The 19,570-nt window shown below is 71.4% G+C and carries 20 protein-coding genes; 12 read left to right on the forward strand and 8 right to left on the reverse strand.

Annotation, left to right across the window (positions count from 1 at the left end; genetic code table 11):
* Positions 1-35: 35 nt before the first annotated feature.
* The 6 genes from ACQPXB_RS12485 to ACQPXB_RS12510 are packed head-to-tail and all read left to right on the forward strand — an operon-like array spanning position 36 to position 5,510.
* Positions 36-1,955, forward strand: a complete 1,920-nt coding sequence (locus ACQPXB_RS12485) for a fumarate reductase/succinate dehydrogenase flavoprotein subunit (RefSeq protein WP_366583756.1) — start codon at positions 36-38, stop codon at positions 1,953-1,955.
* The gene (locus tag ACQPXB_RS12490) at positions 1,952-2,698 is read left to right on the forward strand and encodes a succinate dehydrogenase/fumarate reductase iron-sulfur subunit (protein ID WP_285969195.1); all 747 of its coding nucleotides are present in this window, start codon (positions 1,952-1,954) and stop codon (positions 2,696-2,698) included. The genes ACQPXB_RS12485 and ACQPXB_RS12490 overlap by 4 nt, the downstream gene beginning before the upstream one ends.
* On the forward strand, positions 2,695-2,985 hold the full coding sequence (locus ACQPXB_RS12495; protein ID WP_432851620.1) for a hypothetical protein: 291 nt from the start codon (positions 2,695-2,697) through the stop codon (positions 2,983-2,985). Before ACQPXB_RS12490 ends, ACQPXB_RS12495 begins: the two co-directional genes overlap by 4 nt.
* Positions 2,986-3,000: 15 nt before the next feature.
* Positions 3,001-3,318 carry a hypothetical protein gene (locus ACQPXB_RS12500; protein WP_432851622.1) on the forward strand — a complete coding sequence of 106 codons (318 nt, stop codon included), beginning with the start codon at positions 3,001-3,003 and terminating at the stop codon, positions 3,316-3,318.
* Complete coding sequence (locus tag ACQPXB_RS12505) at positions 3,311-4,441, forward strand: amidohydrolase family protein (protein ID WP_432851624.1); 1,131 nt, start codon at positions 3,311-3,313, stop codon at positions 4,439-4,441. Before ACQPXB_RS12500 ends, ACQPXB_RS12505 begins: the two co-directional genes overlap by 8 nt.
* 43 nt (positions 4,442-4,484) lie before the next feature.
* The gene (locus tag ACQPXB_RS12510; RefSeq protein WP_432851626.1) at positions 4,485-5,510 is read left to right on the forward strand and encodes a DUF4037 domain-containing protein; all 1,026 of its coding nucleotides are present in this window, start codon (positions 4,485-4,487) and stop codon (positions 5,508-5,510) included.
* A gap of 16 nt (positions 5,511-5,526) precedes the next feature.
* On the opposite strand, the gene ACQPXB_RS12515 is transcribed toward ACQPXB_RS12510, so the two are convergent.
* The 5 genes from ACQPXB_RS12515 to ACQPXB_RS12535 form a co-directional block, all read right to left on the reverse strand.
* Positions 5,527-6,180: a class I SAM-dependent methyltransferase gene (locus ACQPXB_RS12515; protein WP_432851628.1), complete on the reverse strand. Its 654-nt coding sequence runs from the start codon at positions 6,178-6,180 to the stop codon at positions 5,527-5,529.
* 129 nt (positions 6,181-6,309) lie between these two features.
* On the reverse strand, positions 6,310-7,203 hold the full coding sequence (locus ACQPXB_RS12520; protein WP_432851630.1) for an amino acid ABC transporter permease: 894 nt from the start codon (positions 7,201-7,203) through the stop codon (positions 6,310-6,312).
* A complete protein-coding gene (locus tag ACQPXB_RS12525) occupies positions 7,200-7,847 on the reverse strand; it encodes an amino acid ABC transporter permease (protein ID WP_366583761.1) in 648 nt (215 codons plus the stop codon). Before ACQPXB_RS12525 ends, ACQPXB_RS12520 begins: the two co-directional genes overlap by 4 nt.
* 84 nt (positions 7,848-7,931) lie before the next feature.
* The gene (locus tag ACQPXB_RS12530; protein ID WP_366583762.1) at positions 7,932-8,846 is read right to left on the reverse strand and encodes a glutamate ABC transporter substrate-binding protein; all 915 of its coding nucleotides are present in this window, start codon (positions 8,844-8,846) and stop codon (positions 7,932-7,934) included.
* A gap of 79 nt (positions 8,847-8,925) precedes the next feature.
* Positions 8,926-9,654 carry an amino acid ABC transporter ATP-binding protein gene (locus ACQPXB_RS12535; RefSeq protein WP_366583833.1) on the reverse strand — a complete coding sequence of 243 codons (729 nt, stop codon included), beginning with the start codon at positions 9,652-9,654 and terminating at the stop codon, positions 8,926-8,928.
* 344 nt (positions 9,655-9,998) lie between these two features.
* Between ACQPXB_RS12535 and ACQPXB_RS12540 the strand changes: the two genes are divergently transcribed.
* Together ACQPXB_RS12540 and ACQPXB_RS12545 are read left to right on the forward strand one after the other, a co-directional pair.
* On the forward strand, positions 9,999-10,667 hold the full coding sequence (locus ACQPXB_RS12540; RefSeq protein WP_366583763.1) for a response regulator transcription factor: 669 nt from the start codon (positions 9,999-10,001) through the stop codon (positions 10,665-10,667).
* 3 nt (positions 10,668-10,670) lie between these two features.
* Positions 10,671-12,068: a sensor histidine kinase gene (locus ACQPXB_RS12545; protein ID WP_366583764.1), complete on the forward strand. Its 1,398-nt coding sequence runs from the start codon at positions 10,671-10,673 to the stop codon at positions 12,066-12,068.
* Here ACQPXB_RS12545 and ACQPXB_RS12550 read toward each other — a convergent pair.
* Both ACQPXB_RS12550 and ACQPXB_RS12555 read right to left on the reverse strand, forming a co-directional pair.
* Positions 12,065-12,994, reverse strand: a complete 930-nt coding sequence (locus tag ACQPXB_RS12550) for a TAXI family TRAP transporter solute-binding subunit (RefSeq protein ID WP_366583765.1) — start codon at positions 12,992-12,994, stop codon at positions 12,065-12,067. The genes ACQPXB_RS12545 and ACQPXB_RS12550 overlap by 4 nt on opposite strands.
* A gap of 40 nt (positions 12,995-13,034) precedes the next feature.
* Complete coding sequence (locus ACQPXB_RS12555) at positions 13,035-13,871, reverse strand: YwqG family protein (RefSeq protein WP_432851634.1); 837 nt, start codon at positions 13,869-13,871, stop codon at positions 13,035-13,037.
* Positions 13,872-14,003: 132 nt separating this feature from the next.
* On the opposite strand from ACQPXB_RS12555, the gene miaB reads away from it, so the two are divergent.
* Both miaB and ACQPXB_RS12565 read left to right on the forward strand, forming a co-directional pair.
* Entirely contained in the window at positions 14,004-15,491 is a 1,488-nt protein-coding gene (gene miaB / locus ACQPXB_RS12560) for a tRNA (N6-isopentenyl adenosine(37)-C2)-methylthiotransferase MiaB (RefSeq protein ID WP_432851636.1), read from the forward strand.
* Entirely contained in the window at positions 15,488-15,964 is a 477-nt protein-coding gene (locus tag ACQPXB_RS12565; protein ID WP_366583768.1) for an Rv2732c family membrane protein, read from the forward strand. Before miaB ends, ACQPXB_RS12565 begins: the two co-directional genes overlap by 4 nt.
* A gap of 308 nt (positions 15,965-16,272) precedes the next feature.
* On the opposite strand, the gene ACQPXB_RS12570 is transcribed toward ACQPXB_RS12565, so the two are convergent.
* On the reverse strand, positions 16,273-17,586 hold the full coding sequence (locus ACQPXB_RS12570) for a DUF349 domain-containing protein (protein WP_366583769.1): 1,314 nt from the start codon (positions 17,584-17,586) through the stop codon (positions 16,273-16,275).
* Positions 17,587-17,804: 218 nt separating this feature from the next.
* On the opposite strand from ACQPXB_RS12570, the gene miaA reads away from it, so the two are divergent.
* Positions 17,805-18,725 carry a tRNA (adenosine(37)-N6)-dimethylallyltransferase MiaA gene (miaA, locus tag ACQPXB_RS12575; protein WP_432851638.1) on the forward strand — a complete coding sequence of 307 codons (921 nt, stop codon included), beginning with the start codon at positions 17,805-17,807 and terminating at the stop codon, positions 18,723-18,725.
* Positions 18,726-18,735: 10 nt separating this feature from the next.
* Positions 18,736-19,563: a diaminopimelate epimerase gene (gene dapF / locus ACQPXB_RS12580; RefSeq protein WP_432851640.1), complete on the forward strand. Its 828-nt coding sequence runs from the start codon at positions 18,736-18,738 to the stop codon at positions 19,561-19,563.
* Positions 19,564-19,570: the final 7 nt, after the last annotated feature.

Raw genomic sequence — 19,570 nt, forward strand, 5'->3', positions numbered from 1 at the left:
GACAACGGCGTCCAAGCTCCGAGGTGGCTCTATTCATGACCGAGGTCGAACGGCACAGCTACGACGTGGTGGTGATCGGTGCCGGCGGCGCCGGTCTGCGCGCGGTGATCGAGGCCCGCGAACGCGGTTTCAGCGTCGCTGTGGTGTGCAAGTCCCTGTTCGGCAAGGCTCACACCGTGATGGCCGAAGGCGGCTGCGCGGCGTCGATGGGCAACGCGAACCCGAACGACAACTGGCAGGTGCACTTCCGCGACACCATGCGCGGCGGCAAGTTCCTCAACAACTGGCGCATGGCCGAGCTGCACGCGAAGGAGGCCCCGGACCGCGTCTGGGAGCTGGAGACCTACGGCGCGCTGTTCGACCGCACGGCCGACGGGCGCATCAGCCAGCGCAACTTCGGCGGCCACACCTACCCGCGCCTCGCGCACGTCGGTGACCGCACGGGGCTCGAGCTGATCCGCACGATGCAGCAGAAGATCGTTTCGCTGCAGCAGGAGGATTTCGCGAAGTACGGCGACTACGAGGCGCGGATCAAGGTCTTCGCCGAGTGCACCGTCACGGAGCTGCTCCTGAGCGACGGCAAGATCGCCGGCGCGTTCGGCTACTGGCGTGAGAGCGGGCGGTTCATCCTGTTCGACGCGCCCGCAGTGGTGCTCGCGACGGGCGGCATCGGCAAGTCGTTCAAGGTCACGTCGAACTCGTGGGAGTACACCGGCGACGGCCACGCGCTGGCCCTGCGCGCGGGCGCGAAGCTGATCAACATGGAGTTCGTGCAGTTCCACCCCACGGGTATGGTCTGGCCGCCGAGCGTGAAGGGCATCCTCGTCACCGAGGGCGTGCGCGGCGACGGCGGTGTGCTCAAGAACTCCGAGGACAAGCGGTTCATGTTCGAGTATGTGCCCGACGTGTTCAAGGGCCAGTACGCGGACAGCGAGGACGAGGCCGACCGCTGGTACGCCGACGCCGACAACAACCGCCGCACGCCCGACCTGCTGCCGCGCGACGAGGTGGCCCGCGCCATCAACTCCGAGGTCAAGGAGGGCCGCGGCTCCCCGCACGGCGGCGTCTACCTCGACATCGCGAGCCGCCTGCCCGCCGAGGAGATCCGCCGCCGGCTGCCGTCGATGTACCACCAGTTCAAGGAGCTGGCCGACGTCGACATCACCAAGGAGGCCATGGAGGTCGGGCCCACCTGCCACTACGTGATGGGCGGCATCGAGGTCGACCCGGACACGGGCGCGGCGAGCGTGCCCGGCCTGTTCGCGGCGGGGGAGTGCTCCGGCGGGATGCACGGCTCCAACCGCCTCGGCGGCAACTCGCTGTCCGACCTGCTGGTGTTCGGCCGCCGCGCGGGTCTCGGCGCGGCGTCCTATGTGGACGGGCTCGGCGACGCGCGCCCGGCCGTGGCGGAGTCCGATGTGGACGCCGCCGCGAAGATGGCGCTGGCGCCGTTCGACCCGCCCGCCCAGGGCGTGGCCGAGAACCCGTACACGCTGCACACCGAGCTGCAGCAGTCGATGAACGACCTCGTCGGCATCATCCGCAAGGCGGGCGAGATCCGCCAGGCGCTGGAGAAGCTCGGCGAGATCCGGCAGCGGATGGCGCAGGTGACCGTGGAGGGCCACCGGCAGTTCAACCCCGGTTGGCACCTCGCCGTGGACCTGCGCAACATGCTGCTGGTGAGCGAGTGCGTCGCTCGCGCCGCGCTGCTGCGCACCGAGAGCCGTGGTGGCCACACGCGCGACGACTACCCCAGCATGGACGCCGATTGGCGGCACAAGCTGCTGGTGTGCTCGGCGAATGCGGGGGACAATCCCGTGGTACCGGACGTCGACGTGGTGGAGAAGGAGCAGATCCCGCTCCGGGAGGACCTGCTCGAGCTGTTCGAGCTCGACGAGCTCGGCAAGTACTTCACCGACGCCGAGCTGGAGAACCACTCCGGGAGGAACGCGTGAGCTACAAGGCCAGTTTCCGGGTGTGGCGCGGCGACGAGACCGGCGGCGAGCTGCAGGACTTCAAGGTGGAGGTGAACGAGGGCGAGGTCGTCCTCGACATCATCCACCGCTTGCAGGCCACGCAGGCCTCCGACCTCGCCGTGCGCTGGAACTGCAAGGCGGGCAAGTGCGGCTCCTGCTCGGCCGAGGTGAACGGCAAACCGCGCCTGATGTGCATGACGCGCATGTCGACGTTCACCGAGGACGAGGTCATCACGGTCACGCCGATGCGCACGTTCCCCGTGATCCGTGACCTCGTGACGGACGTGTCGTTCAACTACACCAAGGCCCGCGAGATCCCGTCGTTCACGCCGCCCCCGGACCTGAAGCCGGGGGAGTACCGGATGCAGCAGGTGGACGTCGAGCGTTCGCAGGAGTTCCGCAAGTGCATCGAGTGCTTCCTGTGCCAGAACACCTGCCACGTGGTGCGCGACCACGAGGAGAACAAGGAGTCGTTCGCGGGCCCGCGGTACCTCATGCGCATCGCCGAGCTGGAAATGCACCCGCTCGACGTGGCCGACCGTCGTGACGCCGCACAGGAGGAGCACGGCCTCGGGTACTGCAACATCACGAAGTGCTGCAGCGAGGTCTGCCCGGAAGGCATCCACATCACCGACAACGCCCTGATCCCGATGAAGGAACGGGTCGCCGACCGCAAGTACGACCCGATCGTGTGGCTGGGCAACAAGCTCTTCCGCAGGTGACGCGCGCGCAGCTGGCCGACGCCGTCGCCACCGCGCTGGCCGCTGCGTGCCCTTCGTCGGTGGCCCGGCTGCGAGGCTCACTCGCCGCCGGTACCGCCGACGCCTTCAGCGACATCGACGTGGAGTGGCTCGTCCCCGATAGGCTCGTGCCCGCCTGTGTGGCCGACGTCCGCGCGGTCTTGGACCGCGTACGCCCGGTCGCCGCCGTACGCACTTCGCCCGACTTCTTCCACTCAGCGCAACGCCGGCTGCTGTTCGTCCGCTTCGCGGGGGTGCCCCTGTTCTGACGCCTGGACTTGGCGGTGCGAGAGACTTCGGCGGCTCCCGATCCCGGTCCCGGCGACCCCGCGGCGCACGCCCGCGACGGCGAGTGGTCCCGCCCGGCGAGCGCACTGGCCAACGCCCTCGGCGCGATCAAGGCCGTCGCCCGCGGCCGCCTGGCCGATGCGACCGGCTTACTGGACCGGGGTTTCGCGCGGATCGGCGAACCGGACGCCGCCACGCGGCGGTGGGTCGACGACGTCACGCGGCTCTCCCGTGCGGCTGCTGCTCGGGAAGCCGAGCTCTTGCCGTTGGCAGAGGAGACGATCGCGTTGGCTGCGGCGGAACTCGGTGCTTGAGGCCGGTGGCGTGCTCATCAAGAACGTCCGGGTTTTCGACCCCGACTCCGGCACCACCGACGCGGCGAACGTGCTCGTCGAGGGCCGGTGGATCATCGCGGTAGGGCCCGATGCGGACGGCCCGGACCCCTGTGACGGCAACGGCGGTCTCCTCATCCCCGGCCTGATCGACTGCCACGCCCACGTCGCTTTTCCCGGCCGCGAAGGACTTCCGCGCAGCACGCGGATCCTCGAAGCCGTCGCCACGCTGCGCCGCCTGCGAGCGAGAGGTGTCACGACCGTCCGCGACGCCTGGGGTGCCGATGCCGGGTTCAAGCACGCCCTCGCCAAGGGCTGGATCGAAGGCCCCGACCTGCTTGTCAGCCTGCGCCAGCTGTCGCCCACGGGTGGGCTCGGCGACTGGTGGGACGCGGACACCGGCCGCCTCGATCGCATCGACGACCCGGCCCTGCCCGATGCCGTGTTCGACGGCCCGGACCAGGCGCGCGCGGCGGTGCGGCGCATGGTGCGCGCGGGCGCCGACTGGGTGAAGCTCGGTGCCGGCGGCGCGCTGGCCGCCCTGGCCGAAGGGCGCGACGTCCGCCCCACCGACGAAGAGCTCCACGCCGTCACCGACGAAGCCTGCCGCGCCGGCCGGGACGTGATGGCCCACGCGCACACGGCCGCAGCCGCAACAGCCGCCGCCCGCGCGGGTGTGCGCAGTGTCGAACACGGGGTGTTCCTCGACGAACACGCCGTCGCCGCGATGCGTGAGCGTGGCTGCTGGTTCGTGCCCACCCTCGCCCCGATTCCGGCCGAACACGGCGAAACCCACCGCCGCTCCCTCGCCCTCGCCGTCGAAGCGGGCCTTCCGATCGCCGCCGGCTCGGACCTCGCGCCGCGGCCCCACGTCGACTTGCTGACCGAGCTGCGGCTGCTCGCCGCCGCCCGCCTCGGTCCCGCAGGCGCTCTGCGCGCCGCCACGAGCGACGCGGCCCGGCTCCTGCGCCTCGACGACCGCGGCCGCGTCGCCCCAGGGCTTCGCGCCGACCTCGTGCTGCTCGACGGGCCCGCCTTGGACGTCGCCGATCTCGCCGGTCGCATTCGCGCGGTCTGGCAAGCCGGGCACCGGGTGCGCGGCTAAAACCGCTCGCGAAGCGGCGGCCGCGCGCGACACACTCGCCGGCGTGGACTTCCTGCCCGGTGTCGAGCTCGCCCGCCGCTTCCACTCCGACGCCGTACGCCCGATCCTCGAACGCCGCGGCCTCACGTACTCCGCCGCGTTGATCGGCGCCGGCTCCGAAGTCCTCGGCTTCGACACCGAACGCTCCACCGACCACGACTGGGGTCCGCGCCTGCAACTGTTCGTCCGAGAGCCCGGCGGCCTCGACGACCTGCTCGCCCACGAGCTGCCGCGCGAATTCCTGGGCTACTCCACCCACTTCGCCGACAACGAAGGCGATCCGACGAAGCGCATGGCCCCGGCCGACGGCCCGGTCCGCCACGCCGTGGAGATCGCCGACGTCGACACCTGGTTCACCGCGCGGCTGGGCTTCCTGCCCGGCGAGGCCGTGTCCCGGGACGACTGGCTCACCACCCCGACGCAGACCCTCGCCGAGCTCACCGGCGGTGCGGTCTTTCACGACGGCCTCGGCCGCCTCGGCGCTCTCCGGGCCACGCTGGCCTGGTACCCCGACGACGTGTGGCGCGAGGTCCTCGCCGGGCAGTGGCGGCGCATCGCCCAGGAAGAGGCGTTCGTCGGCCGCTGCGGCGAGGTCGGCGACGAGCTCGGGTCCGCCGTCGTCGCCGCGCGGCTCGTGCGGGACCTCATGCGCCTGTGCCTGCTGATGGCGCGCCGGTACCCGCCGTACTCGAAGTGGCTCGGCAGCGCGTTCGCGCGGCTGCCCCTCGCGCCGGAGCTGACGCCACACCTCGCCGGCGCCCTGGCCGCCACCTCGTGGCAGGAGCGGGAGACGCACCTGGCCTGCGCCTACGAAACCGTTGCGGCACAACACAACAGCCTCGGGCTGACCGAGCCGATCGACCCACGCACCCGCGGCTTCCACAACCGCCCCTACCGCGTTCTCGGCGCCGACCGCTTCGTCGCCGCGCTCCACCCGGGCGCGATCGGGGCGATCGACCAGTGGGTGGACAGCACCGACGTCCTCGGCCGCCACGCACGGACCCGCGCGGCCGGCCGCGGCCTCGCGTGATCCCGGGACGGAAACCTCAGGGCCGCCGCGCGGTCAGCACCGCGAACGGCGGGTTCGCGACGAGCGGCCGCCAGGACTCGTCGTCAGCCGGCACCGTCACCGGCTGCAGCTCGATCGAGTGCAACCCCGCGGCAGCAAGGGCCGCCTCGACCGTCTCCGGTGCCCGGACGACCGACTCGAACGACACCGGCGGTTCGGCCTCCACGCGGACGGAAACCCGCGCGTCCTCGTCCAGCGGCGTCACGGTGAAACCCGGCACGGCGCCGGAGAGCGCGGCCGGCGTCAGGTGCGCGAAGACGAGCAGCCCGCCCGGCCGGACGTTCGCCGCCAGCCTCGCGACCACCACGTCGAGCGGCCCGCCGACGCCGAGAGCCGTGACCACGTCGAAGTCACCGATCACCGGCAGTTTCAACGGCGAGTGCACCTCGCAGGAGATCCCCACCGGATCCCGTTCCTCGTGCCGTTGCGCATACGCGATCAGCGAGCGGTCCCCGACGACCCGCGACGCGCCCGCCGCGCGGAACTGCCGAGGGTAAAAGCCCGTGCCGGCGCCGACGACCAGCACCCAGCGTCCCGCCACGGGACCGGCGGCCGCCATGACGGTCGCGGTCTCGGCGATGCCGACGGGGCTGTGGTGGACCAGTTCGTGGCGTTCGGGGAGATCCGGCACGGGCGGGCTCCTGCCTGACGGCTGTGCCCCCGACGCTAATCCGCGGCCCGGCGACCCGACAGGTGCATCCGGAGCAGCGCACGAAAAAGGCCCCCGCGGGTGCGGGGGCCTTTTCGAACGACCGGAGCGTCAGCCGCTGCCGCCGACGAAACCACCACCGGCCGCGGCGTTGCCGAGCACGACCTGCTCCGCCTTGTTGTCCGTGGTCTCGATGTGCTTCTTGCTCCGCCGGTTGCGCTTCTCGACCCACGTCGCGAGGGCGGTGAGCAGCAGGCACAGCACGATGTAGATGCCGGCCGCCACGAGGGTCGACGGCACGATCGGCCGCCCGAACACGCCCTGCGACCCGATGTAGCGGGCGTAGTAGAGCAGTTCGGGGTAGGTGACCAGGAAGCCGAGCGCGGTGTCCTTGAGCAGCACCACGAGCTGGCTGATGATCGTCGGCAGCATCGCCCGGATCGCCTGCGGCAGCAGCACCGTGAACATGACCTGCGTCTTGCGCATGCCCAGCGCGTACGCCGCTTCCGACTGGCCCTTCGGCAGCGAGTTGATGCCGGCGCGGAACACCTCCGCGAGCACCGAACCGTTGTACAGCGTCAAGCCCAGCACCACGGCGAACAGCGGTGAGGTCTCGACGCCCACTGCCGGCAGACCGTAGTAGAAGAGGAACATCAGGATCAGCAGCGGGATCGCGCGGAAGAACTCCACGATGAACGTGGAGATCCCGCGGAGCCACGCGCGTTCGGACAGCCGGCCGGCCGCGAACACCGCGCCGAAGATCAGGGCGAACACCGCACCGAGGGCGAACGCTTCGAGCGTGGCCAGCACGGCGTTGGCGAGGTCCGCCTGCACCTGCGAGTACTGCAGCCAGGCCCACTTCTGCGCGGTGAACTGGCCGCTCTCGTAGAACTTGTAGACCACGAACGCGATCAGGGCGACGACCGCGAGGATGCCGATCACCGCGTAGATCCGGTGCCGGACCCGCGACTTCGGGCCGGGAAGGTCGAACAGGACGCTGCTCATCGGGCCACACTCCAGCGCTTCTCCAGGCTGCGCTGAACCAGGGACAGCACGGCGACCAGGATGATGAAACCGAGCGCCACCCAGAGGAGGGCGACCAGCTGGCTGTCGCCGCGCTCGGAGATGTACTGGCGGATCGCGCCCGCTTCGGCGACCGAGAACCCGCTGGCGATCGTGCTGTTCTTGAGCAGCGCGATCAGGGTGCTGATCAGCGGCGGGACGACCGAGCGCAGCGACTGCGGCAACACGATCTGGCCGAGGATCTGGCCGAACGTGAGGCCGAGCGCGCGGGCCGCCTCGGCCTGGCCGACCGGCACGGTGTTGATGCCCGAGCGCACGACCTCGCAGATGAACGCCGACGTGTACACCGTCAGCGCGATCACCGCGTAGGTGAAGTAGTCGAGGTCGACGATGCCGAGCCGCGGGTAGGCGAACACGAAGAACGCGAACACCAGCGTGAGCGGTGTGTTGCGCACGACGGTGACGTAGACCGTGCCGATCGACCGGAGCACCGGGACCGGGCTCACCCGCAGCATCGCCAGGATCGTGCCGAACACCAGGCTGCCGACGCCGGCGATCAGGAACAGTTCGATCGTGCGAAGGAAGAACGGACCGAACAGGTCCAGATTGTCGAGCAGGACGTCCATGGAGCCTTCCCCGCGTCCGTGGGACGGAAGTTTACGTGGAGCGGCCGGCGGACGGAGACTCCGTCCACCGGCCGCCGAGCTTGATCAGTAGCGCTGGATCGTCGGCTTCGTCGCGGTCGCGTTGGACTTGCCGAGAGTGGCGTCGTAGATCTTCTGCCAGGTGCCGTCGTCGAGGCTGGCCTGCAGCAGGTCGTCCATCTTCGTGCGCAGCACCTTGTCGTCCTTGTTCAGGCCGATGCCGTAGGGCTCCTGCGAGAACGGCTTGCCGACGACCTTGAACGAGTCGGGGTCCTGGGCGGCGAAGCCCTTGAGGATCGCGTCGTCGGTGGTGACGGCGTCGACCTCCTTGGTGCTCAGCTTGTCCACGCACTGCGAGTACTTCTGGAACTCGACGATGTTGCCGGGCTCCGTCAGGCCCTGGTCACGCACGCGCTGGATCGGGGTCGACCCCGTCACCGAGCAGACCTTCTTGCCCTTCAACGTCTCCGGGCCGGTGATCGACGTGTCGTCCTTGCGCACCAGCAGGTCCTGACCGGCCTGGAAGTACGGGCCGGCAAACGAAACCTGGGTCTTGCGCTTGTCGGTGATCGTGTAGGTGCCGACGTAGTAGTCGACCTGGCCGTTGGAGATGGCCTGTTCACGCGCGGCGGAGTCGACCGTGGTGAACTTGATCTTGTCCGGGCTGACGCCCAGGCCGGCGGCGATCATCCGGGCGATCTCGATGTCGAAGCCTTCGAACTTGCCGGTGGTCGGGTCCTTCAGGCCGAGGCCCGGCTGGTCGTCCTTGACGCCGACGGTGACCGTGCCGGCCGACTTGATCTTGGCGAACGTGGCCGAGCCCGGGAGGTCGACGTTCTGCGCCACGGTGTAGGTCGGCAGGGCGGCGGTGTTCGTGCCGCTGGCGTCGCCACCGGGGGCCGCGGGCGTGCCTTCCTTGCCGCAAGCGGTCAGCAGCAGGCCGCCGGCGAGCAGCCCTGCCGCGAGGGTGCGGATCCTCATAACGTGTCTCCTGTATCTGTCGTCGGTATGGCCGGTGCGGCCACCGGGTACGGCAGGTGCCGGGGAAATCCGGTAATCGTCAGTGGGTGAGGATCTTGCCGAGGAAGTCCTTCGCCCGGTCGCTCTTCGGCTGGGTGAAGAACTCGTCCGGCTTGGTGTCCTCGACGATCTCGCCGTCGGCCATGAAGATCACCCGATCGGCTGCCCGGCGGGCGAAGCCCATTTCGTGGGTGACCACGAGCATGGTCATGCCGTCCTTGGCCAGGCCGGTCATCACGTCGAGCACCTCCTGGACCATCTCCGGGTCCAGTGCCGAGGTCGGCTCGTCGAACAGCATCACCTTGGGGCGCATCGCGAGCGCCCGGGCGATGGCCACGCGCTGCTGCTGGCCGCCCGAGAGCTGGGCCGGGTACTTGTCCGCCTGGTTCGCGATGCCGACCCGCTCGAGCAGCTCCATGGCGGTCTTGCGGGCGTCGGCGGAGGAGACCTTGCGGACCTTCACCGGCGCGAGCATCACGTTCTCGAGGATCGTCTTGTGCGCGAACAGGTTGAACGACTGGAAGACCATGCCGACGTCCGCGCGCAGCGCCGCGAGCGCCTTGCCCTCGGCCGGCAGGGGCACTCCGTCGACGGCGATCTCGCCGTCGTTGATGGGCTCCAGCCGGTTGATGGCGCGGCACAACGTCGACTTGCCGGACCCGGACGGCCCGAGCACCACCACGACCTGGCCGCGAGGCACCTCGAGGTTGATCTCCTTCAGCACGTGCAGGTCGCCGAAGAACTTGTTCACGGCGGTCGCCTTGATCATCGGCGCCGCCACCTCCGCGGTCATCTTGGCCTCCAGAGCTCCTTCACCACCGGCATCCGCGGGACCGGATCCCCCGTCGATGGCGGAAACCTACTCCCGTCGGACCCTTTGTAAAGGCGGCTTGAGCAATACTTAGGGTTTCAAGTACGTATCGACTTCCGGCGCCGTCCGACCTGGTCGGCGGCCTTCCGCGCTGCTCAGCCTAGCCACGCGCGCATCCCGGCATCACGCGTTGCGGGTCGGAAGGGTGACGGAGAGTCATCCTTTGTGCCCTGTCGTGGTCGCGGGCGGGTGCCCCCTAGAGTTCCTCGCTACCGTGGGCTGGATCACCGGGGAGGCGAGCGGTGCGGGTGCTGCTGGTGGAGGACGACGACCGGGTCGCGGGCGCCCTCGTGCCCGCGCTGACGCGGCGCGGCCTGGAGATGCAACGGCTGGCCTCGGGCGCCGGCGTGCTGGACCGCGTGCACGACGTGGACGTGGTGCTGCTCGACCTCGGGCTGCCCGACGTCGACGGCGTGGTGCTGTGCCGCCGCATCCGCGCGGTCAGCGACGTCGCCGTGATCGTGGTGTCGGCGCGCGGCGAGGTGGACGACCGGGTGCAGGGGCTGCGCGCGGGCGCCGACGACTACCTCGTGAAGCCCTACGACGTGGAGGAGCTGCTCGCGCGCGTCGAAGCCGTGCGACGCCGTCGTGGCGAGCGCACCGACGGGCCCGCGCCGGTGATCGAGGTCGGCGACGTGAGCATCGACCTCGCGCGCCACGAGGTGCTCGTCGCCGGGCAGCCGATCGCCTTGTCCCGCAAGGAGTTCCAGGTCCTCGCGCTCGTCGCGGGCGCGCGCGGCTCGGTGTGCTCGCGCGAGCACGTGCTCACCGAGGTGTGGGGCCACCGGGGCGCGGCGGAGAGCCGTTCGCTCGACGTCCACGTGGCCACGCTGCGCACGAAACTGGGGCGCCCGGCGCTGATCGAGACCGTCCGCGGGGTCGGGTACCGCCTCGGCGGCGGGCGGGGCTGAGCCGTGCGCGTCCGCCTCCAGGGGATCGTGGTCACGCTCGTCGCGCTGCTCGTGTTCGGCCTCGGTATCCCCCTGGCGCTGACGATGGCGGGCAGCCTGCAGCAGAACCTCTTTCTCGACCGGCTCACCGACACCGCGCGGTTCGCCTCGCTCGCGCAACGGCCGCTGATCGACAACCGGCCCGCCCTGCTGGAGCCGGAGCTGCGCCGCTACACCGAGGTCTACGGCGTGAAGGTCGTGGTGGTGAACCAGGACGGCGTCGCGGTGCTCAGCTCGCTGGGCGGCACCGACGCGGCCCGTATCGACCGCTCGGCCATCGCGGCGCCGGTGAACGAGGCGCTCGCCGGCCGCCACCCGGAGCCCGGTCCGCTGCTGATGCCGTGGTCGACGGCCCCGCTGGTGCTGGCCGAGCCGATCCTGATCGACGGTGAGGTGCGCGGCGTCGTCGTCACGGAGTCCTCGACCGACCACGTGCGCACGCGGCTGCTGTGGCAGTGGCTCGTGCTCGCGGCGGGCGCGGTGGTCGCGTTCGGGCTCGCGCTGCTGGTCGCGATCCCGGTGGTGCGGTGGACGCTGCGGCCCGTGCGCCGGCTCGACGAAGCGACGGGCGCGCTGGTGGCGGCCGTCGTGAGCGGGCGTGAGGCGGAGCCGGTCGGCGAGAGCGGCGGGCCGCCTGAGCTGCGGAAACTCGGCCGGTCCTTCGACCGGATGGCGGCGAGCGTGTCGGAGGCGCTGGCCGCGCAACGGGCATTCGTCGCCGACGCGTCGCACCAGCTGCGCAACCCGCTGACCGCGTTGAAGCTGCGGCTGGGCAACCTCGAAGGCCACGTGGACGACGACGCCGCGGCCGCCGACCTCGACGCCGCCCGCGTGGACGCCGGCCGGCTCAACCAGATCCTCGACGAGCTGCTGTCGATGGCCCGCGCCGAGTCGGCCGGCGGTGAGCTCGTGGCGGAGGACCTCGGCGCGGTGGTGTCCGACCGCGTCGCCGACTGGAGCGTGGTGGGTGCGGCGCGTGACGTCGCGCTGGAAACCGACGCGGACGTCAACGGCGCGCGGGTGCTGCTGCCACCGAGGGGGCTGGAGGTGATCCTGGACGCGCTGATCGACAACGCGCTGAAGTTCACCGGCCAGGGCACTTCGGTGCATGTTTCGGCCGTGAACGGCGGCGACCGGGTGACCCTGGCGGTGCGGGACCACGGGCCGGGCCTGCGCGAGGACGAGCTGGAGCGCGCCGTGGACCGCTTCTGGCGCAGCAGCGCGCACCAGAACGTGCCCGGCTCGGGCCTGGGGCTCGCGATCGTGCGCGAGATCGTCCGCCACTCCGGCGGCGACATGCGCCTGTCCCTGCCGGACGGCGGCGGGCTGCGGATCGAGCTGGACCTGCGGGTCGCGCCCTAGACCTTGAGGCTGCGGTAGTAGGCGAGCGCGCCCGGGTGCAGGGGGAGCGGCTCGGTCTCGATACCCGGGTGGACGTCGATCGACAGGGCCGCGCGGTTGGCGTCCGCGAGGGCGGGGCGGGCGTCGTAGAGGCCGCGGGTGAGGGCTTCGGCGACGTCGCCGGCCATGTTCGCGGGGACGACGAGGAAGTTGGGCACCACGAGCGTGGTCACGGGGCCGGCCTGGTTGTAGGTGCTGCCGGGGATGGTCGCGGTGCTGTAGACGGGGCTGTAGGCCTGCATGCCCTCCTGCAGGCTGGCCATGTCGAGCAGCCGCAGGCCGACCTTCTGCGTGTAGGTCGTGATCAGCGGGGTCGGCAGGCCGCCGGACCAGAACAGGGCGTCGAGCTGGTGGTTTTCGAGGGCTTTGAGGGAGTCTCCGAGGCCCAGCTGCTGCACGGTCACGGAATCGGTCAGCCCGGCGACGGCCAGCACCCGGTTGGCGATGTACTCCACGCCGGACTCGGGCGAGCCGACCGCGATGTGGCGGCCCTTGAGCATCGACACCGACGTGTAGGGCGAGTCGGCGCGCACGACGATGTGCAGGTAGTCGTCGTGGATGCGCGCCAGTGCGGTCAGCCGGCCCGGGTGCTGCGCGGCGGACTCGGCGGCGAGGTCGGCCGCCACGAACGCGACGTCGGCGCTCCCGGAGAGCACGCGGTTGAGGTTGTCGCGCGAGCCCTGCGTCGCCAGGACCTCCGGCCGGGTGATGCCCAGGTCCTTGGCCCACGCGTCGGCGAGCGGCCGGGCGAGGTCGTTGTACACGCCGCCGACCGCGCCGGTCGCGATCCGCAGGCGCAGGCCCTCGAAGCTCGGCCCGCACGCGGCCGTGAGCCCCGCCACGAGCACCGCGACGAGCACCGCCGTGAGCCTTCGCTGCCACCCCATGGAGTGGATCGTGCCAGACGCGCGCCCCCGCGTTCGCGGCTCAGGTGCACTGCATCGTGAACCGGGCCGCGTCGAACCTCCCCGCCGCGAGGTCGTCGGACCGGATGACCCAGTAGATCGTGCCGACGTCGCCCCACATCATGTCGGCCTCGTCGTCGCTGTCGAACTGGGCGAGCAGCACCCAGCGCGCGCCTTCCCCGGCCAGGGCGGGGTCGCGGTAGCCGCCGCCCAGGGCCATCACGGCGACCTCCGTCTCCGGGGCGTCCTGGATGGCCGTGGCGTACCCGCCGACCTGGTGCCGCGCGGTCTGCTCGGTTTCTGCCCAGGCGAGCTCGCCCAGCAGCCCAGGGCGGACCGCTTTCACCAGCGGCGCTCCCTCCGGCGTGGTGGTGCTGTCGAGCAGCACGCGACCGACGTCCGGCGCCGAGCCCACCACCCGCGCGTGCAGGTCGCGGCGCGGGTACGCGAGGTGCTCGACGGGCGCGGCCCGCTCGGCGACCGGAGTGCCGGCCGGGACGAAGATCACCCGGTGGCCGTCGAGGTCCTCGCCGTACGCCGGTTCGTCGTCCTCCTCGTCGTAGCGGCCGTCGAAGGAGAAGAACAGCAACGTGCCGGCCTCCGGCAACGTTTCGAGCTCGCGCGGCAACGCACCGCAGTCCACCGACGCGACGAACGTGAGCGGCCCCCGCTCGCCCCACGTCGGCCACTCCACGCCGGCGGGCAGCGCCGGGTCACCACCCAGCTGCCCCACCGGCGCCCCGTCGCCCTCCGGAACGAGGTGCACTCCGGGACGCACCAGCCCCAGCCATGCGCCGACGGCCTCGGCGGGCAGGTGCTCCTGGGCGAGGGCCGTGAGTCGTTGTCTCCATGCGGTCACAGAGAGGATCATCGCAGTGCACACCGACAAAAACCGCGCGCGGGACGAGCCGAGCGAGATCCGGCCGGGACCGCGTTCAACCAGGTGGGCGGCGGCTTAGCCGAGGTCGGCGGGGGTTACCCTGGCTACCTGATGACCGAGAATCGCAAGACCTTCCAGATCCGCACCTTCGGCTGCCAGATGAACGTGCACGACTCGGAACGGCTCGCCGGTCAGCTCGAGGAGGCCGGGTACGTCCCCGCGAGCGCGGAGGCGAAGCCGGACCTGGTCGTGTTCAACACCTGCGCCGTGCGGGAGAACGCGGACAACAAGCTGTACGGCACCTTGGGCCACCTGCGCCCGGACAAGGTCGCCAACCCGGACATGCAGATCGCCGTGGGCGGCTGCCTGGCGCAGAAGGACCGCGGGGAGATCGTCAAGCGCGCCCCGTGGGTCGACGTCGTGTTCGGGACGCACAACATCGGCGCGCTGCCGACGCTGCTGGAGCGCGCGCGGCACAACGCCGAGGCCGAGGTGGAGATCCTCGAGTCGCTCGAGACGTTCCCCTCCACGCTGCCCGCGCGCCGCGAGTCGTCGTACGCGAGCTGGGTGTCGGTTTCGGTGGGGTGCAACAACACCTGCACGTTCTGCATCGTGCCGTCGTTGCGGGGCAAGGAACGCGACCGCCGCCCGGGCGAGATCCTCGCCGAGGTCGAGGCGCTCGTGGCCGAGGGCGTGCTCGAGGTGACGCTGCTGGGGCAGAACGTGAACTCCTACGGCGTCGAGTTCGGCGACCGCCTGGCGTTCGGCAAGCTGCTGCGCGCGACCGGCGGGATCACCGGCCTGGAGCGTGTGCGGTTCACCTCGCCGCACCCCGCGGCGTTCACGTCCGACGTGATCGACGCCATGGCCGACACCGCGAACGTGTGCCACCAGCTGCACATGCCGCTGCAGTCGGGTTCGGACCGGGTGCTGCGCGAGATGCGGCGCTCGTACCGCTCCGGGCGTTACCTGAAGATCCTCGACGAGGTCCGCTCGGCGATGCCCGACGCGGCGATCACCACGGACATCATCGTCGGCTTCCCCGGCGAGACCGAAGAGGACTTCCAGGCGACGCTCGACGTGGTGCGCGAGGCGCGGTTCTCCAGCGCGTTCACGTTCCAGTACTCGAAGCGCCCCGGCACGAGGGCCGCGACGATGGACGGCCAGCTGCCGAAGGAGGTCGTGCAGGAGCGTTACGACCGGCTGGTCGAGCTGCAGAACGAGATCTCCTGGGCGGAGAACAAGAAGCTGGTCGGGACCAAGGTCGAGCTGCTCGTGGCCGCGGGCGAGGGCCGCAAGGACGCCGAGACGCACCGCATGAGCGGCCGCGCCCGCGACGGCCGGCTCGTGCACTTCACCCCCGCCGGGTCCGTTGTGGACCGTGGGGTGCGCCCGGGCGACGTCGTCGAGACGGTGATCACCTACGGCGCCCCGCACCACCTGGTCGCCGACGGCGACCTCCTGACGCACCGCCGCACGCGAGCGGGCGACAACGCCGAAGCGGGTCTTCGGCCCAAGACGAGCGGGGTCACGCTGGGACTGCCGGGCTTCGGAGCCCCGGCCGTCGAGCCGGCCCCGGTGAGTGGGTGTGCGCTGTGAGCGAGCCAGGAACGCCGGCCGAGGTCGACGAGGAGCTGACCGATCAGATCGACCAGGCGGGAGCGCGCGCGTCTCGCACGGTGGAGCTGGGCCGTCGCGGCTTCTACATCGCCGTGTTCATCGTCGTGCTGCTCGTGGCGCAGTTCCTGCCCTGGGTCGGCGACCACGCGGGCTACCAGGTGCTGCAGGGCGCCGGCGGCGGCATCCCGCAACTGTTCGCCGCGACGTCCACGGGCATCGGCGTCCTCGCCGGCGCAGTGGGTGTGGCGACGCGCCGCTGGTGGGTCGCCTGGTGCTGCGCCGCCGGCGGCTGGTTCGCCTCGGTGGACGGCCTGCTGTCCGTGTGGTCCCAACAGTCGGCCCACGCCAACGGCGCCACCGGCGGCGGCCCGGGAATCGGCATGATCGTCGCGTGGATCGCCACGATCGTCCTGGCGACGATGTGGATGCGGACGGCTTTCTCGCGCGCTTGAGAACCGGGGGAAGCCTCGCCGCGCCTTGATCCGACGGCGCGGCGGTCCCCGTCGCGCTGCTCGTGGTGCGATTTTCGTCGTGCCGGAGTGAGAGAATGGAAACCGGGGGTCCCCCTGGGCGGTCGTGAAGGGACCCTTCATTCCTTCAGCCGACGCGAGCACCCACGCCACACGCGTAGCGAGCAGGCCAGCCCACCGCGAGTACCGAGCCGGTCAGCTGATCACCCGTTGCGACCACCAACAACCCGAACGATCGAAAAAGGCCGCTCCCCGGGCGAAACCCGAGGAGCGGCCCTCTCCGGAAACAATCAGCGATCCGCCACCGCGGCCTCCGCCGCTTCCATCCACTCGCGCCACTGGGCCGCCTGCTCATCGGCCTTGCGAGCGCGGCGCTCGTCGCCCGCGGCGCGGGCCTTGGCGGCCTGCGACTCGAACTGTTCGACGCGCTCGCGGAACTGGGCGGCGCGGGCCTGGGCCTCCGGGTCGGTGCGGCGCCAGCGGCTGTCCTCGGCGGACTTGACGGCGTCCTGGACGGCCTTGAGGCGGCCGTCGAGCTCGCGGATGCGTTCGCGGGGGACCTTGCCGATCTCGTCCCACTGTTCCTGGATGCGGCGCAGCGCGGACTTGGCGGCGTCGAGGTTGGCGGCGACGTCGATCTTCTCGGCCTCGACCAGCAGCTCTTCCTTGCGGGCGGCGTTGCCGGCGAACTCGGCGTCGCGTTCGGTGAACACGGCGGAGCGGCGGGCGAAGAAGGCGTCCTGGGCCGCGCGGAAGCGCTGCCACAGGGCCTCGTCGCTGTCCTTGGGTGCGCGGCCCGCGGCGCGCCACTCGGCCATGAGCTCCTTGTAGCGGCCGGCGGTGGCGCCCCAGTCGTCGGACTCGGCCAGCGACTCGGCCTCGGCGATGAGCTCTTCCTTGCGGTGCTTGGCGCTCGCGCGCTGCTTGTCCAGCTCCGCGAAGTGCGAGCCGCGGCGGCGGTTGAACGCCTCGCGGGCCTTGGAGAACCGCTTCCACAGCTCGTCGTCGGTCTTGCGGTCGACGCCCTTGACCGTCTTCCACTCGTCCAGGATCGTGCGCAGCCGGTCGCCCGCGACCTTCCACTGGGTCGAGTCGGCGGCGATCTTCTCGGCTTCCTCGGCCAGCTCCTGCTTGCGCGAAACGGCGGCCGCGCGGGCCTCCTCGCGCTCCTGCTTGACCTTGCCCAGCGCCTTCTCGGCGGCGGCGATCACGTACTCGACGCGCGCGGCCAGCGCGGCGAGGTCACCGACCACCGCCGACTCGGCCAGCCCGTCGCGGATCTGCGTGGCGTTCGACAGCGCGTGCTTCGGGTCGCCGACGCCCGAGCTCAGCCGGGTCTCCAGCAGCTCGACCTCGGTGCGCACGTCGTCGAAGCGGCGGGCGTAGTGCACCAGTCCTTCGTCGGGCGTGCCCGCCTGCCAGACCCCGACCGCGCGTTCGCCGTCGGCCGTGAAGACGAAAACTGTGCCCTCGGCGTCGACCCGGCCCCAGGTGGACGGGCTGGGCTCGGCGGCCGGAACCGGGGGTGCGGTCTGGGCGCCGCCGGGCGCGTGGGGCACGGGGTGCGGTGCCGGGGTGCCGCTGGACGTGTTCTCCTGGGCCATCGCAGGCTCCTTATCGCCTGTACGCCCGCTGGTGCGGGCGCCCCGCGTGCTGCGGGGCCGGGTTACGCGGTGGTGCTTCCGGGGGCATGGGGCCCCAGCGGCATTCAAGCAGCTCAGCGCCTGCTGTGGTACTGGATGAGCCACCTGAAGCCAGTGATCCTACTTCTCCTTGACGCTCCGTGTCGGCGGTCCTCCCCGTCCAGGTACCCTCGGCCAGCGTGATCAGCCCTGCTCAGCCGCCTCGTCCGGTCGCTGTCGTCGGTCCCACGGCCACCGGGAAGACGGCGCTGGCCGTGGAGCTGGCCCTCGCTCTCGGCGGCGAGGTCGTGAACGCCGACGCGCTCCAGCTCTACCGCGGCATGGACCTCGGCACGGCCAAGGCCACCGAAGCCGAGCGGCGCGGCGTGCCCCACCACCTGCTCGACGTCCTCGACGTCACCGAGACCGCGTCCGTCGCGGCCTACCAGCGCGACGCTCGCCGCGTGATCGAAGACCTCCTCGCCGCCGGTCGCGTGCCCGTCCTGACCGGCGGCTCCGGCCTCTACGTGCAGGCCGTGCTCGACGACCTGAAGTTCCCCGGCACCGACGCGGGCGTCCGGGCCCGGCTCGACGAAGAAGCGACCGAACGCGGCACGGCAGTCCTCTACGCGCGCCTGACCGAAAAAGACCCGGTCGCGGCCGCCGCCATCCTGCCGACGAACACCCGCCGGATCGTGCGCGCCCTGGAGGTCATGGAGCTGACCGGAGAGCCCTTCTCCGCGAACCTGCCCAAGCCCGGCCCCGCGCGCTACGGCACGGTGCTGATCGGCATCGACCGCGACGCCGGCGAGCTCGACGAGCGCGTCGACCTGCGGGTGGAGCGGATGTTCGAGGCCGGGCTCGTCGACGAGGTGCGGCGGCTCGAAGCCCGCGGCCTGCGCGACGGCAAAACGGCGTCGCGGGCGCTGGGCTACCAGCAGGTGCTCGCCGAGCTCGACGGCGAAGGCGACTTCGCCGCGGCCGCCGCCGCGACCGCACAGGCCACCCGCCGCTTCGTCCGGCGGCAGCGCTCCTGGTTCCGCCGCGACAAGCGGATCCGGTGGTTCGACGGCGCTTCCCCCGACCTGGCCGCGCGCGTGCTCGACGCCCTGGCCCAGTAATCTTGTCCCCATGGGCGGCATCGAGTTTCTCAAGGGGCACGGCACGCAGAACGACTTCGTGCTGCTGCCCGACGCGTCCGGCCGCCTCGACCTCACGGCGGAGCGCGTGGCGGCCCTGTGCGACCGCCGGCGCGGCTTGGGCGCCGACGGCGTGCTGCGCGTGGTGCGCGCCAACGCGGCGGGTGAGGCGTCCGAGGGCGAGTGGTTCATGGACTACCGCAACGCCGACGGTTCCATCGCCGAGATGTGCGGCAACGGCGTGCGCGTGTTCGCCCGCTACCTCGTCGACGCCGGCCTGGCGGGCGACGGCCACTTCACCGTCGGCACCCGCGCGGGCGACCGGCCGGTGGTGGTCCACCCCGACCGCTCCGTGACCGTCGGCATGGGCCCGGCCACGATCACCGGCACCTCGGTCACGGTGGTGGCCGGCAGCCCGTTCTCCGGCGTGGCCGTGGACGTCGGCAACCCGCACCTGGTGTCGGTGCTCGACGACGACGTCGCCGACCTCGACCTGCGTGAGCAGCCCGACTTCGACCACGACGTGTTCCCGACCGGCGTGAACCTCGAGTTCGTGAACCTGCTCGGCCAGGGCGCGCTGCGCATGCGCGTCCACGAGCGGGGCGTGGGGGAGACGCGCTCGTGCGGCACCGGCACGGTGGCCGCGGTCGCCGCCGCGCTGCACCTCGCCGGCACCGACACGGGCGAGTCCACTGTGCACATCCCCGGCGGCCGTGTGGTCGTCACCGTCGAACGCGGTGCGGCCACCCTCACCGGCCCGGCGGAGATCGTCGCGCGCGGCGAGCTCGACGAAGCCTGGTGGGCCGCCGCCGGGGCGTAACGCACCC

It is taken from the genome of Amycolatopsis sp. CA-161197 (assembly GCF_050942255.1).
Lineage (GTDB): Bacteria > Actinomycetota > Actinomycetes > Mycobacteriales > Pseudonocardiaceae > Amycolatopsis.